At 53.3% G+C, this 13,830-nt stretch carries 15 protein-coding genes; 7 read left to right on the forward strand and 8 right to left on the reverse strand.

Annotation, left to right across the window (positions count from 1 at the left end; translation table 11 throughout):
* Positions 1-143: 143 nt before the first annotated feature.
* The 4 genes from HALA3H3_RS14145 to HALA3H3_RS14160 form a co-directional block, all read right to left on the reverse strand.
* Entirely contained in the window at positions 144-575 is a 432-nt protein-coding gene (locus tag HALA3H3_RS14145) for an acetyltransferase (RefSeq protein WP_022522249.1), read from the reverse strand.
* 94 nt (positions 576-669) lie between these two features.
* On the reverse strand, positions 670-957 hold the full coding sequence (gene nadS, locus HALA3H3_RS14150) for a NadS family protein (RefSeq protein ID WP_053856996.1): 288 nt from the start codon (positions 955-957) through the stop codon (positions 670-672).
* Position 958: 1 nt separating this feature from the next.
* On the reverse strand, positions 959-1,291 hold the full coding sequence (locus HALA3H3_RS14155) for a type II toxin-antitoxin system RelE/ParE family toxin (protein ID WP_022522251.1): 333 nt from the start codon (positions 1,289-1,291) through the stop codon (positions 959-961).
* A 167-nt stretch (positions 1,292-1,458) separates the two neighbouring features.
* On the reverse strand, positions 1,459-2,175 hold the full coding sequence (locus tag HALA3H3_RS14160; protein ID WP_141224468.1) for a hypothetical protein: 717 nt from the start codon (positions 2,173-2,175) through the stop codon (positions 1,459-1,461).
* Between the two features lie 112 nt (positions 2,176-2,287).
* Between HALA3H3_RS14160 and HALA3H3_RS14165 the strand changes: the two genes are divergently transcribed.
* A complete protein-coding gene (locus tag HALA3H3_RS14165; protein WP_022522253.1) occupies positions 2,288-2,824 on the forward strand; it encodes a hypothetical protein in 537 nt (178 codons plus the stop codon).
* A gap of 125 nt (positions 2,825-2,949) precedes the next feature.
* Here HALA3H3_RS14165 and HALA3H3_RS14170 read toward each other — a convergent pair whose 3' ends face one another.
* The 3 genes from HALA3H3_RS14170 to HALA3H3_RS14180 all read right to left on the reverse strand — a co-directional run bounded on the left by HALA3H3_RS14170 (position 2,950) and on the right by HALA3H3_RS14180 (position 6,714).
* A complete protein-coding gene (locus tag HALA3H3_RS14170; protein ID WP_022522254.1) occupies positions 2,950-4,419 on the reverse strand; it encodes an NCS1 family nucleobase:cation symporter-1 in 1,470 nt (489 codons plus the stop codon).
* A 29-nt stretch (positions 4,420-4,448) separates the two neighbouring features.
* Positions 4,449-5,807 carry an NCS1 family transporter gene (locus HALA3H3_RS14175; RefSeq protein WP_022522255.1) on the reverse strand — a complete coding sequence of 453 codons (1,359 nt, stop codon included), beginning with the start codon at positions 5,805-5,807 and terminating at the stop codon, positions 4,449-4,451.
* A 154-nt stretch (positions 5,808-5,961) separates the two neighbouring features.
* Positions 5,962-6,714, reverse strand: a complete 753-nt coding sequence (locus HALA3H3_RS14180) for an aspartate/glutamate racemase family protein (RefSeq protein WP_022522256.1) — start codon at positions 6,712-6,714, stop codon at positions 5,962-5,964.
* Positions 6,715-7,024: 310 nt separating this feature from the next.
* On the opposite strand from HALA3H3_RS14180, the gene puuE reads away from it, so the two are divergent.
* The 6 genes from puuE to HALA3H3_RS14210 all read left to right on the forward strand — a co-directional run bounded on the left by puuE (position 7,025) and on the right by HALA3H3_RS14210 (position 12,083).
* Positions 7,025-7,960 (forward strand): allantoinase PuuE, encoded by a 936-nt coding sequence (gene puuE / locus HALA3H3_RS14185; RefSeq protein WP_009287395.1) that lies wholly within the window; start codon positions 7,025-7,027, stop codon positions 7,958-7,960.
* 22 nt (positions 7,961-7,982) lie between these two features.
* Positions 7,983-8,858, forward strand: a complete 876-nt coding sequence (locus HALA3H3_RS14190; RefSeq protein WP_022522257.1) for a MurR/RpiR family transcriptional regulator — start codon at positions 7,983-7,985, stop codon at positions 8,856-8,858.
* Positions 8,859-9,180: 322 nt separating this feature from the next.
* Positions 9,181-10,035, forward strand: coding sequence for a transporter substrate-binding domain-containing protein (locus HALA3H3_RS14195; RefSeq protein WP_022522258.1), 855 nt, complete (start codon positions 9,181-9,183; stop codon positions 10,033-10,035).
* Between the two features lie 8 nt (positions 10,036-10,043).
* On the forward strand, positions 10,044-10,721 hold the full coding sequence (locus HALA3H3_RS14200; RefSeq protein WP_022522259.1) for an amino acid ABC transporter permease: 678 nt from the start codon (positions 10,044-10,046) through the stop codon (positions 10,719-10,721).
* Positions 10,718-11,374 (forward strand): amino acid ABC transporter permease, encoded by a 657-nt coding sequence (locus tag HALA3H3_RS14205; RefSeq protein WP_022522260.1) that lies wholly within the window; start codon positions 10,718-10,720, stop codon positions 11,372-11,374. The genes HALA3H3_RS14200 and HALA3H3_RS14205 overlap by 4 nt, the downstream gene beginning before the upstream one ends.
* On the forward strand, positions 11,355-12,083 hold the full coding sequence (locus tag HALA3H3_RS14210) for an amino acid ABC transporter ATP-binding protein (protein WP_022522261.1): 729 nt from the start codon (positions 11,355-11,357) through the stop codon (positions 12,081-12,083). Before HALA3H3_RS14205 ends, HALA3H3_RS14210 begins: the two co-directional genes overlap by 20 nt.
* 11 nt (positions 12,084-12,094) lie before the next feature.
* On the opposite strand, the gene HALA3H3_RS14215 is transcribed toward HALA3H3_RS14210, so the two are convergent.
* Positions 12,095-13,543: a YfcC family protein gene (locus HALA3H3_RS14215; RefSeq protein WP_022522262.1), complete on the reverse strand. Its 1,449-nt coding sequence runs from the start codon at positions 13,541-13,543 to the stop codon at positions 12,095-12,097.
* Positions 13,544-13,830: the final 287 nt, after the last annotated feature.

Raw genomic sequence — 13,830 nt, forward strand, 5'->3', positions numbered from 1 at the left:
AACATAGGAGAGGTATGACATTATCATACTCCTCCCGCCCCCTGAATCAATGCTCCTCTTATTGCGGCCAGCACGCGCTACTTTGTAGTGAAGGCGAAGCCGCAACGAACAAGACGTCGCCGTGGCTGGACTTGTAAAATTTTTTATAGCGCCATATGCAACAGTGGATAGGCTTTACCCTGCCCATCGACCGGTGAGAGACCTGTCACTTTAAAGCCAATATACTGGTAAAAACCAAGCGCCTGAACATTCTGTTCATTGACGTCGACCTTTGACGCTCCCTGCTCATCGATAGCATTGGCAGCTAACATGGCACCAACGCCTTTTCCGCGCGCATCTGGTGCAATGAACAACATCTCAATATTACCGTCATGAACGCCGCAGAACCCTTGGATTTCACCATGACCATTTTTAGCGCACCTTAAATCAACGGCGTTAAAATACTGCTCCAAGATTAACGGCTTTAACTCTTGTAAATCTTCTTCAGCTAGAAAATCATGGGTTGCTCTGACCGAGGCTTCCCAGATTTCTAGCAGCTTAAGGTGATCTGCTTTTTCTACGGTCTCAATTTTCATCACTAAAGCTCGATCGAAAATTTAACGCTGCGCACAACGGCGCCCTTGCAATGGAGGCGCAGCCGCCGTTGTGCGCAGCGTTAGCATTTTTATCTCACGCGCTAAGAGCCTTCAATACGGCTTGAGGCTCTTTAGATACGACGTTCAATAGCACTAGGGCGGGGCCGTGAGGCGCTCGGTCACCACGCTCCCAATGGCGCAGCGTACTGACGCTGATTCCAAAGGCTGAGGCAAACTCGTTCTGCGACATACCCAGCTTGGAACGTATCTTCTTGACCTCTACTGGCCCGAACTCATGCACGATCGCTTTTCCCACCTGCCCGTTGGAGTATTCAATGGCCTCATCCAGGCCCTGCTTGATACTTGCAAATGCGCTACTCATATTAATCACCATATCTTTCAAGCAACAGGTTGGTAAGCTTGCTCAGTTCATTACGTTCAGACTTTGAGATATTCGCTTTCTCGCCCTTGCCGAAAACGGTCAAAAGGAACAGCGGTACGCTTCCATTGTGATAGTAGTAGATAACCCTTACCCCACCACTTTTGCCCTTACCTTGCGCCGACCAGCGAAGCTTCCTAATACCTCCTGTGCCTTGCACGATGTCCCCGGCCTGAGGATGAAAAGCTAAGTAGTTAACAATACTCATCTTCTCCTCATCCTTGAGGAGGCTTGACGCTCGCTTGATAAATTCAGGGAGTTCGACAATGGTCTGCATAGACTTAAGAGTAATCCATTGGATTATAGTGGTCAAGAGGTGAAGAGAGGACGGAAATGTAAACGCCACAAGGCAAGTGTGGTTGGGGAATGGTATAGAAGCGGCAATGGAGAGAGTGGCTGGCGGCCATCAGCCGTGAATTGCCGCGAGTTCATATGTTTGCTGTTTCAAAATACAGAGTACACATTAAAAACTAGAGTCTCGATGTGGCCGGATACGCGATTTTCTCCGATTCTCAGGCTGTTTGGGTGCCCGCAGCCATTCCTGAAGGTTAAGCAACCCTCTAACTCTTGCTTTACGCTTTTGCCAATAATTGAAGCGGATTCACATATCACCAAGAAATTAGCTTCCTTCATTCTTGCCAGGTCATCTTTAGTTTTAGCAGGCTTCCACTTCGGATCCTGTTTCAACGCGGCAGCATTGAATTCAGACAAATAATTGCTAACTACATGGTCATATAGCACCGATACCGCTCCGACCCATGAAAGCACGACCGCTGCTCTATAGTTATGTGCCTCAAAGCACTCGATAGCTTCTTCGACGAACGCTTGAGTATTTTTTGAGCTAATTTTGGAAGCCAGAGTTCTTAAACTGCTGGATAATTGCACGGTAGGGCCGCCACCTAATTGCTTTACGTACGCACGGCCATCGGATGTTAGTTCCCAACCCTCAGGGCTACGGATAGTTTTTCCAGTATGGCGGGCTAATATTGATAAAAAATTTATTTTTTTTGCCCCCTTTAGTCCAACCGAGGCGGCAATTTCCTTAACAGCTTTCACTTGTTTGGGAGCATGTGCATCGTAGGCAAGGCATGCTAGCGCTTTGTCTTTCTTATCTATTTCAGGGTTAGCCACGATTTCTTTCAATGCGATCTTATTGAGCAACGTTTTTCCCCTGCAAACTAAATAAGACATGATGTTGTTAGGTGCATGTTGACATACATGAGCTCATGTTTAAACTGCATAATAAATGTCAAAATATTGGAGTCTCAACGTCATGAATGACAACACGACCGACCCACTTCTCGAAATTGAAGCTATGAGAAGCCTCGCCGAGGCCTTGACTCCTTTGGACGAGGCATCATGTGGCCGGGTCTTGCGTTGGGCTGCCGACAGGTTCGGAGTAGAGGTGAAGGCAACCAGCCTTGGTGACTCCAACTACGAAAAAACGGGCGAGTCGGGCATTGTTGAGGACGAAACTGACGAGAAAGACGAGCCATTGGAGTTCAACGAAATATCGGACCTGTACGCTGCGGCTAGACCGACTAATGACCCGGAAAAAGCACTCGTTGTCGGCTACTGGTTTCAATCGGTGCAAGGTCAGAACGATTTTGACGCAGGCCGTGTGAACAAAGAGCTTAAGCACCTTGGGCACGGAGTAGGTAATATAACAACTGCCATGACAAGTTTGATTGGAAGAAAACCGGCTTGTGCAATGCAAACTAGGAAGTCTGGCAGCTCTCAGCAAGCCAGAAAGAAGTACAAGTTAACCCACGAGGGCCTGCGCAAAGTCAGAGACATGATTAGCGGTTAATTCCGACTTGGGTAGGTTGTGATGCTATGCCCACATAACGTGTTTCATGAAATATCAAAAAGCGCCATCGGCAAAACCGATGGCGCTTGTATGAGTTTCTAATCAGCTAGTTACGACCCGTTTGTCTACTGTTGAGCCAATACAGGCTCAGCCTTAAACTGCCTCATCAACCCATAGTAGAACAGCCCACCCAAGCCTGCACCAATCAGCCAGCCGTAACCACCTAGGCTCGATAGCGCGGGTACCAACACGGTAGAAAGCGAGAACAGCGCTGCCCCGCCAAAGGCGATAAGCGCACGAGTGTTCCAGCCGTTCACATAGTAGTAAGCGCTACCCGGCGCTGATGAGAAGAGCTCCTGCATGTTCAGGTGCTGACGCTTAATCAGGTAGTAATCGACTACGATAATGCCGTAGAAGGGCGCGACGATGGCCCCTAGCGCATTTACAAAGCCGGGAACGCCAATCTGGCTGATGACCGAAAGCCATAGCGCGCCGACAAAGAACGCAATCACTGCGGTAATCAGGCCGCCCATCTTGAAGCTGATTTTGCTGGGAAACAGGTTGGCAAGGTCGTAGGCGGGGGGAATGAAGTTGGCGACCAGATTGATGCCCACCGTGGCGGCAAAGAAGGTTAGTGCGGCGATAATCGTCAGCGGCAGCGAATCTACACGCTCGACGATATCGGCGGGGTTGGTCAGCGCCTCGCCAAACAGCACTAGAGTGCCAGCGGTAATAATCAGTGCGATAAACGAGAAAAACGCCACGTTGAGCGGCAAGCCCAACAGGTTGCCGAGCTTCATCTGGCGTTCGGTTTTCACAAAGCGGGTGAAATCGCCGAAGTTGATCACCACCGCTGCAAAGTACGCCACCATGGTGCCCACAATTGCCATAAAGGCGGCGATTGAGCTGCCACTGGTTTCGCCATCGCCGCTAAAAATGGTGCCAATGGCGGGAATTAGCTCACTTCCTGCCTGATACCAAACAATGACCATTAACACCAGCATCACCACGTAGACCAGCGGGCCTGCCCAGTTGAGAAAGTGCTTAATGCGCTCGATGCCCTGCCAGAAAATCGCGATTTGAAACAGCCACACAATCACAAACGACACCCAGGCTACGCCGGAAAGCCCCAGGAAGGTGCTGCCATTGCCTGCGCCAAAAAATGCCGTAATCAGCAGGGTGACGGCGGTGGAGGCGAAGTAGGTCTGCACGCCGTACCAGAAGATTCCCACGATGGCGCGCAGCATTGCGGGTAGGTTAGCGCCGCGTATCCCCATGCTGGCACGCACCATGACCGGGAAGGGGATGCCGTATTTAACGCTGGGCTTACCGGTGAGGTTGACCAGAAACATCACGATAACGCCCGCCAGAATAATCGCCGCCATCACCGCCCAGCCGTTCAGGCCGTAGGTTAAAAACAGCGAGGCCGCCAGAGTGTAGCCAAACAGGCTCTGGATATCGTTAGACCAAACGTTAAATATCTCAAACGCACCCCAGTTACGATCCTGGGGTTTCAGCGGTGCGAGATCCTCGTTATACAGCGTGGGATCAATGTGCTTAATATCCAGGTCACTAACGTCGTTGCTCTCTTTCATCTTATTAGCTCTTCGGTTGGCAAAGGGAGTTACTGGCTAAAGCGCTGGCAGGGAGCCCAGTACTTCATAAGCAGGTAGTAGGTAACACCTGCGGGTATCAGGCTGGCGTACCACGAGATCGCCGAGAAAGAGAGCGCCGCCACAATGCCCACTGCCGTGGCGATGAAAGCGGCTAAGTTAATACCCTGGTAAGGCCCGTTAACGTCATACAGCTTGTTGATATCCAGCGTGCGGCGGCGAATCACATAATAATCGACCACCAGAATGGCGAAGATCGGGCCTAGGAAGGCAGAGTAGGTTTGCACAAATAGCTGCAGGCCCGCAGCGGAGCCCGGCTGAACCAGTTTCCAGGGGAAGGTGGCGAAAGCCAGCAAGCCAACGATCACCGTAGCGACCGAGAACTTGATCTTGAATACGTCCATCAGCACGTAGGTGGGCGGTACCACGTTGTTGAGTACGTTGGTGGTGACCTGGGCGAAGGCGATGAATAGAAGGGTAGTCATCAGCAGCGGGGTGTTGTCGACGGCGTTGGCAAACACCTGAATAGGGTCGGCGGTGCCGGTGGCCTGGGAGACCATATAGCCGATCAAGCCCATAAACAGCGTGCAGGGTAGAATCGACATGGCGTAGATAGTGGTCAACAGGCTTTGAGCGGTGCCCTTTTTGTGCTCGCGGGAGTAGTCGCTGACGTTGAGCATCATGGTGCTGTAGATGCCCAGGAAGAGCATGGTCGCGCCCCAGAACGGCATGCCCCAGGAGCCTTCCATGGTCAGCAGGCTGGCGGAAAGCTCATCGCCATAGCGCTGCACCGTGGCGTAGAACATATACACCAGCGAGGCGAGGATAAAGGCGCTGCCGATATTCTCTAACCACTTGATGCCCTGGAAACCCATTACCGAAAGACCAATTTGCAGAAACTGGAAGGTAATGAAGTAGAAGATAAGGTTGTCGAAGCCGAACAGGGTAGCCGACACCATATTGAGTGCCCCGGCGCCAATCCAGCTTTGAAAGCCGTACCACACTACCGCTGGCACTGCGCGTACCAAGCCCGGTAAGCGCGTGCCGGTAAAGCCGAACGCGCTGCGCGCCTGCACCATAAACGGAATGCCGTACTTGTAGCCCGCGGCCCCGTTAATGGCCAGGGCAATACCGATCACAAAGCAGCCGATGGCAATCGCCAGGGTGGCTTGTAACAGGTTCAGGGTACCGACTACGCTTGAGCCCATGGCAAAGGTGCCAATGGAAACGCAGCCGCCGAACCACGCCAGAAAATAGGAGCCGCGCCCCATTATCCGGGTGTGTTGTGGGGCCAGGCTTTCTGCCCCGAGTGCTTTTGATCCAGCATCGGATCGTTCTTCTGACGCAAGAGCCGAGGTTGAAGCGCTCATGTTGTCGTCCTCGCAAGATTGTCGGTTTTTATTAATCCCCGATTAGGTATCGGGAAACGCTTGCGGCGTGGCGTGCTAATGGACGTACTTTTTAAAACTCTATTTAAGCTATTGTTATTAGGTGTTGTTGAGTCACTATTATTTTTTGGAACTGTTATTTAAGCGGTAGCGCAAGATCCGAGAGCTCAGAAAACTTACCGGTAAAGGTCTTTGGCCGTGGGTAGGCAAGGTCTCCATATTTACTGGTATGCAGCCCCAAACTCACCAGTGATTCCGCCAGTTTCAGCGCGGCGGTAACACCTTCTACGACTGGCAGGCCCACTTCGCGGCTGATCTGCTGGGTCAAATTAGCCATGCCACCACAGCCTAAAACGATGGCGCCAATGTCATCTTCATCCCTTGCGCGGCAGCACTCTTCAACAATGCGTGTAAACGCCGCGTCAGGATGATGCTCCAGATCCAGCACCGGAATTTCAGCGGCACGTATACGACGGCAGTGGTGGCTAAAGCCGTACTGCTGAAGCAGGTGCTCGGCGATAATGCCGGTGCGGCCCAGGGTGGTGACAATTGAAAAGCGTGTACTCACCAGTGTGGCGAGATGAAACGCTGCTTCGGCGATGCCGATTACCGGCGCACGGGTTAGCTCCCGCGCTGCGAGCAGGCCTGGGTCACCAAAACAGGCCACCACATAGGCATCGATGCCGCCTTCGCGTTCGCCTTTTAGAACTTCTTCGGCCACTCCTACCGCACTGATCACTTCGTCGAAATGGCTCTCGATAGAAACCGGGCCAGCGTCCGGCTGTGAAGCGCTCACCGTGGTGCCAGTGCCCGCCTGCTGCTGCGCTGCCTGATGAATAGCAGCGGTCATGGAGGCCGTGGTGTTGGGGTTAATAATGCGTATATGCACGATAGGTATTCCGTGTGTAAACAATATGGCATTTCTTGTATACAAAAATAGGGCGGTTTTCTACGTGGCGCAAGGGACTAATGAGCAATCGGCAATAAAAAAGCAGCTGATAAAACTTGACCATTTGTTCAGGATTCAATGGCTTAACGCCTTTTAAACTAAGAAACGCTATTAGCGTCAGGGGATTAGCGGTCGACCGCGTTGCGGTTGGTTATGAATGTCGCTATTTTGTATACAAATAATTTTCTGTATTGCTGGGCGGCTATTTGCCAATGATCTGCCCGGGTTTGTATGAATCAAGGAGCTAGCTATGTCGTCGTCACCTAAGGGCCACTATCCCCGCGATTTGATCGGTTATGGACGCAACCCGCCCCACGCCAACTGGCCAAACAAGGCCAAAATTGCCGTTCAGTTTGTGCTCAACTACGAGGAGGGCGGCGAGAACTGCGTGTTGCACGGCGACTCAGGCTCCGAGCAGTTCCTATCGGAAATTATCGGCGCACCGGCTTATCCGGATCGCCACTTGAGCATGGAGTCGATCTACGAGTACGGCTCCCGCGCCGGGGTATGGCGCATTCTGCGCGAGTTTGAAAAACGCGATTTGCCGCTCACGGTGTTTGGCGTTGCCATGGCGCTGGAGCGCAACCCGGATGTCGCCCTGGCATTTAAAGAGCTGGGCCACGAGATTGCTTGCCATGGCTATCGCTGGATTCACTATCAGGAAGTGCCCGAGCACGTTGAGCGCGAGCATCTACAGCAGGCCATGGAGATTTTTCAACGCCTCTATGGCGAAAAACCCCAAGGCTGGTACACCGGTCGCGATAGTCCCAATACCCGGCGCTTAGTGCTAGACGAAGGCGGTTTCCTTTACGATAGCGACTACTACGGCGACGACTTGCCTTTCTGGACGCAGGTGACCGATAGTCAGGGCGGTGACCACAACCACCTGATCGTGCCCTACACGCTGGACAGCAACGATATGCGTTTTGCCGCGCCGCAAGGTTTCAATACGGCGGATCACTTCTTTACCTACCTGCGCGATGCCTTTGATGTACTTTACGCAGAAGGGGAGGAGGCACCCAAAATGCTCTCGGTGGGCATGCATTGCCGTTTATTGGGTCGCCCTGGGCGCTTTCGCGCCCTGCAGCGCTTTTTGGATTACATCGAAACTCACGACCGCGTTTGGGTGGCCCGTCGGGTTGATATCGCCCGTCACTGGGCGGAACATCACCCTGCAACTCGTTAATTAAGCAGTTTAATAGGATGCTATGACGCCGCATATCGGACAGCGAATTACCGCCCAGTTTGACGCGCTAACTGCCCAGGAGCAGCGGGTGGCGAGCTTTATTCTCGATCACTTTGACGATTTGGCCGTGTATAGCGCCGCTGATTTGGCGCGTTTGACCGGGGTATCCAAATCGACAGTTAGCCGCTTGTTCAAGCGGCTGGGATTCGAGAGCTACCGCACCGTTAAAGATCACGCCCGCCAGCTGCGCAACCTGGGGGTGCCGTTGGTGATTGATGCCAACGCCATGCAGGATGAGGCGGGGGCGCCGTTTCAGCGTCACTTGCAGCGCGAGCAGGAAAACCTGCAGCGCTGCTTAAACGGTATTGCCGCAGATCAGTTTTCAGCGTTGGTAGAACGCCTGGATAGCGCGCGCCATGTGGTGGTGATCGGGTTTCGTAATAGCTACCCGTTAGCGCTGCATTTTCGTCAGCAGTTAATTCAGGCGCGCACCCAGGTGCGAGTGGTTCCTCATCCAAATCAGTCGTTAGCGGAAGAGATCGTCGATCTCACCGAGCAGGACGTGGTGGTGCTGTTTGGTTTTCGCCGCCGCCCAGCGGCATTTGCTTCGCTAATTAATGCACTTGAGCGCTCACCGGCCAAGGTAGCCTTGCTGGCTGACCCCACCGCGGTCAATTTCGCCTCACAAGTAACGTGGTTTTTTGAAACGCCGCTGGAAAGCCTCTCCGCCTTCGATAGCTACGCCGCCACCAATAGCCTGATCTGCCTGATTTCCAACGGCGTGCTGCACCGTCGCCTTGCAGAAGGTCGAGAGCGAATCAGCGCGATCAGCGATGTTTACGCTGATCTTAGTGAGCTGGAAGCGCCTACCATGAGCGTGGATTGGAGCTCCCAGTAGGCTGGGCTTCCTTTCATGGTGCATCTCGTCCTATTGATGGATGAAAACTGCACCAATACATTGCACTTCCCTCCTTTTAAATCCTCTTCTTAATGCGGCAGTCGCTGCGTTGTGGCTTCGCGTGCCCGCTAAGTTGCTGTTCTAAAAAACGTTAGCCACTTCTGGTATCTCTGTTGCTATTAGGTGGTCAAGTGAAACAAAAGTTTCTTTGTAAGATTTTATGCAACAAAGCTTTCACTCGCTCTGCATCCCTTGCTAATTCCATTACGGCTATTCACTGACCAACATGCCCTTGTCAGGCTGCTCTTATTAGGAGAACACCATGAAATCGCTATCGCACCGTTTCAATCACTCTTTCTCTAACCAATTCAAACGCCTACAGTCCGGTGTTTTAGCCACAGGGCTGAGTGCCGCTGTGGCCCTCGGTGCTATTACCGCTAGCCCAAACGTTCAGGCGGATGCGCTAGAAGATATCGAATCACGCGGCACCATCCGGGTAGCTGTCCCGCAAGATTTCCCACCGTTTGGCTCAGTAGGTACCGACCTGCAGCCGCGCGGCTACGATATTGATATGGCCCAATACCTCGCTGACGAAATGGGCGTTCAGCTAGAACTGATTACCGTGACTAGCGCTAACCGTATTCCCTACTTACAGACTGGCCAGGCGGACTTGGTAATCTCTAGCCTGGGTAAGAACCCGGAGCGCGAAGCGGCAATTGATTTCTCTGATGCCTACGCGCCGTTCTTTCTAGGCGTGTTCAGTGCTGATGAAGATGAAAGCGTGGAAGGCCCAGAAGGCCTGGCTGATAAAACCATTGGGGTAACCCGCGGTGCCGTGGAAGATATGGAGCTTTCCAATATTGCCCCGGACTCCACGACGGTGCAGCGCTTTGAAGATAACGCCACCACCATTTCTGCGTTTCTTTCCGGTCAGGTCGATTACGTAGCCACCGGTAACGTAGTCGCCGCCGAAATCGCCGAACGAAACAGCGACCGTGCGCCCTCGCTGATTTATCAGCTCAAAGATTCACCCTGCTACGTGGGCATGAATAAAAACGAGCCAGCGTTAATGGAAGAAGTGAATCGCCTGATCGCACAAGGCCTGGAAGATGGCACCCTGAATGAGCTATCTCAGCGCTGGTTCAGTGCCGACCTGCCTGAAAACTTCGGTAGCTGAGGTTTAGCATGGGGCCAACACTCGATTTCCTTACCCTGTTGCCCTACGCCAGTGAGCTCCTCAAAGGTCTTACCACCACGGTCGTTTTGACCGTGGTGACCACCTTGACGGGGCTAGCGCTGGCGGTGGCAGTGGCGTATTTACGCGTCAACGCGCAGCCATGGGTGCGCTGGGGGCTAGGCGGCTACGTCGAAGTAACCCGCAATACGCCCTTCATTGTGCAACTGTTCTTTATCTTCTTTGGACTGCCGGGGCTCGGCATTAAAATTGATGCCATTACCGCGGCGTTTATTGCCATGACGCTCAACCTGGCCGCTTACAGCGCCGAGATTCTACGCGCCGGTATTAGCGCCACGGCGAAAGGGCAGTTAGAAGCTGGGCGTGCACTGGGCATGACCACACTGCAAAGCTATCGCCATATCGTGCTGGTGCCCGCGTTTGCCAGGGTATACCCCGCGCTGATCAGTCAGTCGATCATTGTGATGCTGGGTTCGGCAGTGGTGTCGCAAATATCGGTATTTGACCTGACCTATGCCGCTAACTTTATCCAATCGCGCAACTTTCGCAGCTTTGAAGTCTACCTGCTGATCACGCTGGTCTATTTGCTCCTCGCCTTCGGCATGCGGCGCAGCTTTATGCTGGTTGGCAAGCGGGTATTCGCCTATCAGCAAGGAGAACAACGATGATTGAGTTCACCTTCTGGGACATTCTGCGCAACCTGCTGCTGGCAACCCGCTGGACCATTGTGCTGTCGTTGATTGCCTTTGTGGGCGGTGCGACGGTGGGACTGCTACTGACCTTTATGCGCCTCTCCAGCAACCGCTGGCTGCAGCGCTTAACGTCTCTTTATGTTGACCTGTTCCAAGGTACGCCGCTGTTGATGCAACTGTTTTTGATCTTCTTTGGCGCTGCTGCCATGGGGCATCCGATCTCTGCCTGGTTGGCGGCTTCCATCGCACTGACACTATTCACCAGTGCTTTTCTATGTGACATCTGGCGCGGCTGTTTAGAGGCGGTTGCCAAAGGGCAGTGGCACGCGGCGCGGGTGCTGGGCATGAACTACTTCCAGACCATGCGCCATGTGATTCTACCTCAGGCGCTGCGGCTTTCGATTCCGCCCACGGTGGGTTTCTCGGTACAGGTCATCAAAGGCACGGCGCTGGCCTCCATCATCGGCTTTGTCGAGCTGACCAAGGCGGGCACCATGCTCAATAACGCCACCTTCGAACCCTTCACCATTTTTGCCCTTGTGGCTCTGCTTTACTTCGCGCTGTGCTACCCACTTTCCTGCTACGCGCGCTATCTGGAGAAAAAGCTCTATGACGCTGGTTTACGTTGATAACGTTCATAAAGCCTTTGGCGACCTGGAAGTGCTTAAAGGTATTAACCTTTCAGTTGCGCAAGGCGAAGTGGTGGCGATTATTGGCCGCAGTGGCTCGGGTAAAAGTACCCTGCTGCGCTGCCTGAATCAGCTGGAAAAACATGACAGCGGCGAGATCACCATTGCCGATAAGCAGCTTGATGCGGCGTCAATGTCGCCCAAAGAGCTGAGTGAAAACGTCGGCATGGTATTCCAAAGCTTTAATCTGTTTCCTCATAAAACCGTGGGTGAGAACGTCTGTTTGGCGCCGCTGGTGGTGCGTGGCGAGGAGAAAGCCGAGGTCGAGAAAGTCGCCCGCGAAGTGCTTGAGAAAGTGGGCCTCTCCGACAAATACGATGCCTACCCGGCGCAGCTTTCCGGTGGTCAGCAGCAGCGGGTCGCCATCGCTCGGGCACTGGCCATGCGCCCCAAAGTGATGCTCTGCGATGAGGTGACTTCAGCACTTGACCCTGAGCTGGTCGGGGAAGTGCTGCGCGTATTGGAAGCGTTGGCGGCCGAGGGCATGACGCTGATTCTGGTCACCCATGAAATGAGCTTTGCACGTGATGTGGCCGACCGCGTGGTGTTTATGCACCAGGGGCGCATCCATGAAGAGGGCGCCCCCAGCGAGCTATTCAGCAACCCACAAACGCCGGAGCTAAAGCAGTTTATCTCTGCCGTGCTCTAGTCGATCCACTTCTAGCCGGTCCACTGGGTTGCCTGGGCGAAAATAAGAAAGCCCAGGGCAATCGCTATCCAGACGCAAAAAAGTGGGAAGAAGAATTTGACCCACTTTTGCCATGGCACACCTGCCAGTGCCAGGGTCGCCATAAAGTAGCCTGAGGTCGGGTATAAAATATTGCCGATACCGTCACCCAGCTGGAACGCCAGCACCGCCGTTTGGCGGGTAACGCCGATGATGTCGGAGAGCGGTGCCATCAGCGGCATGGTGACCAGGGCCTGGCCGCTACCGGAGGGGACAATGAAATTGAAGCCTAGCTGGGCGAAGAACATGCCAATCGCCGAAAGCAGGGTGGGCAGGCCTCCGACGAGGTTGCCAAGCCCAAACACCAGCGTGTCCATGATGTGGCCATCTTCCAGCATCACGGCAACACCGCGTGCGACGCCGGCGATCATGGCGCCGACCAGCACGTCTCGGAAGCCTTGGTTGAAGCCTGCGCATATTTCGTCGGTGTCGAGGCCTGCTATTAGGCCCACAACAATGCCCATGATGATAAACAGGCCTGCCATTTCCATCATGAACCAGCCTTGCTGCAGTACGCCATAGACGAGTACCGCGAAGAAGGCGAAGGTGGCGATGGCCGCGAGCTTCTGGCGAGCGCTGGCGATTAAGGCTGGGCTATTGTCAGCATGTTGATAAAGCGAGCGTTTTTCGGATTCGCTAGTGTCACTGCTCAGCAGGCTAAGTGAAGGTGTTTGATGCACCATACGGGCGTAACGCATAACGAAGAAAATGGCCGCGGCTAACATCACCACAAATGCCACAACGCGCAAGCCATAGCCGGAGTAGAGAGGAAGATCTGAGAGTTGCTGCCCTAGGCCGGTATTGATGGGGTTGAGCACACCCGTCGTGAAACCGACCGTGGTAGCACAAAGTGCCACCGCCGCGGCCGTGACTGAATCAAAGCGCAAGGCAATCATCAGCGGCAAGATGACCGGCACATAGACCAGCGCCAACTCTTGGGTACCGATAACCGTCGCTATGAGGGCAAAAACCGTCATCAACACGGGGATAGTGAGCAGGTTCTGTCGCGCAAAGCGGCGCGTTAGCTTGTCCACACCTATTTCAATAATGCCGGTGCGCCTTAGCACCATGAACATACCGCCGATCATGAAGGTGAAAAAGACAACTTCACCGGCACTCATTAAGCCATTGGGGATCGCCAGCATAAAGTCGACGATGCCAACTGGTGACGAAGCGATCTGCTCATAAGAGTTCGGGTCGATAGTGATGCGCCCATTCGGGCCAGGAACACGCTCGAACTGCCCGGCCGGCACAAAGTGCGTTGCTATCGCGGCCAGGGCGATAAATATGAACAGAACCGCGTAAATGTCAGGGATCCGGCACCAGCTTTTCTTGGGCGTGGGGCGATCTGAGGAAGACGAAGAGGGGGTGTTTTGGGACATGCTATGCCTCGCGTTTGTTATAAGTAGCTGACCTGAGCAGCGGTTAGCGGGCGTCACGCCGCGCCGAGGTTGCTGTTTTTGGACATGCTCGTATGATCTTAGAATTATGAAACGAAAGTTTCTAAAGAAGTTACTATTGGGAGGAGTGTTTCAAAAGAGCTTTGTTAAAGATTGCTTTATTGTGGTTAGCTAATCTTGTATACAAGATGAATAACTTGTGTTTTTACTAAGTCAAATAGGTTTAAAAATGCCAGCTACTTACTACGCTCCCACCGGCGGGCACCCGC

The organism is Halomonas sp. A3H3, from assembly GCF_000982975.1.
Taxonomy (GTDB): domain Bacteria; phylum Pseudomonadota; class Gammaproteobacteria; order Pseudomonadales; family Halomonadaceae; genus Vreelandella; species Vreelandella titanicae.

What these genes read in the sequence shown, in the direction of transcription:
- puuE (WP_009287395.1), top strand. Translation starts at nt 7,025, where the DNA reads ATGTCGTCGTCACCTAAGGGCCACTATCCCCGCGATTTGATCGGTTAT.
- HALA3H3_RS14155 (WP_022522251.1), bottom strand. Translation starts at nt 1,291, where the DNA reads ATGCAGACCATTGTCGAACTCCCTGAATTTATCAAGCGAGCGTCAAGC.
- HALA3H3_RS14215 (WP_022522262.1), bottom strand. Translation starts at nt 13,543, where the DNA reads ATGTCCCAAAACACCCCCTCTTCGTCTTCCTCAGATCGCCCCACGCCC.
- HALA3H3_RS14190 (WP_022522257.1), top strand. Translation starts at nt 7,983, where the DNA reads ATGACGCCGCATATCGGACAGCGAATTACCGCCCAGTTTGACGCGCTA.
- HALA3H3_RS14170 (WP_022522254.1), bottom strand. Translation starts at nt 4,419, where the DNA reads ATGAAAGAGAGCAACGACGTTAGTGACCTGGATATTAAGCACATTGAT.
- HALA3H3_RS14145 (WP_022522249.1), bottom strand. Translation starts at nt 575, where the DNA reads ATGAAAATTGAGACCGTAGAAAAAGCAGATCACCTTAAGCTGCTAGAA.
- nadS (WP_053856996.1), bottom strand. Translation starts at nt 957, where the DNA reads ATGAGTAGCGCATTTGCAAGTATCAAGCAGGGCCTGGATGAGGCCATT.
- HALA3H3_RS14200 (WP_022522259.1), top strand. Translation starts at nt 10,044, where the DNA reads ATGGGGCCAACACTCGATTTCCTTACCCTGTTGCCCTACGCCAGTGAG.
- HALA3H3_RS14195 (WP_022522258.1), top strand. Translation starts at nt 9,181, where the DNA reads ATGAAATCGCTATCGCACCGTTTCAATCACTCTTTCTCTAACCAATTC.
- HALA3H3_RS14210 (WP_022522261.1), top strand. Translation starts at nt 11,355, where the DNA reads ATGACGCTGGTTTACGTTGATAACGTTCATAAAGCCTTTGGCGACCTG.
- HALA3H3_RS14165 (WP_022522253.1), top strand. Translation starts at nt 2,288, where the DNA reads ATGAATGACAACACGACCGACCCACTTCTCGAAATTGAAGCTATGAGA.
- HALA3H3_RS14205 (WP_022522260.1), top strand. Translation starts at nt 10,718, where the DNA reads ATGATTGAGTTCACCTTCTGGGACATTCTGCGCAACCTGCTGCTGGCA.
- HALA3H3_RS14175 (WP_022522255.1), bottom strand. Translation starts at nt 5,807, where the DNA reads ATGAGCGCTTCAACCTCGGCTCTTGCGTCAGAAGAACGATCCGATGCT.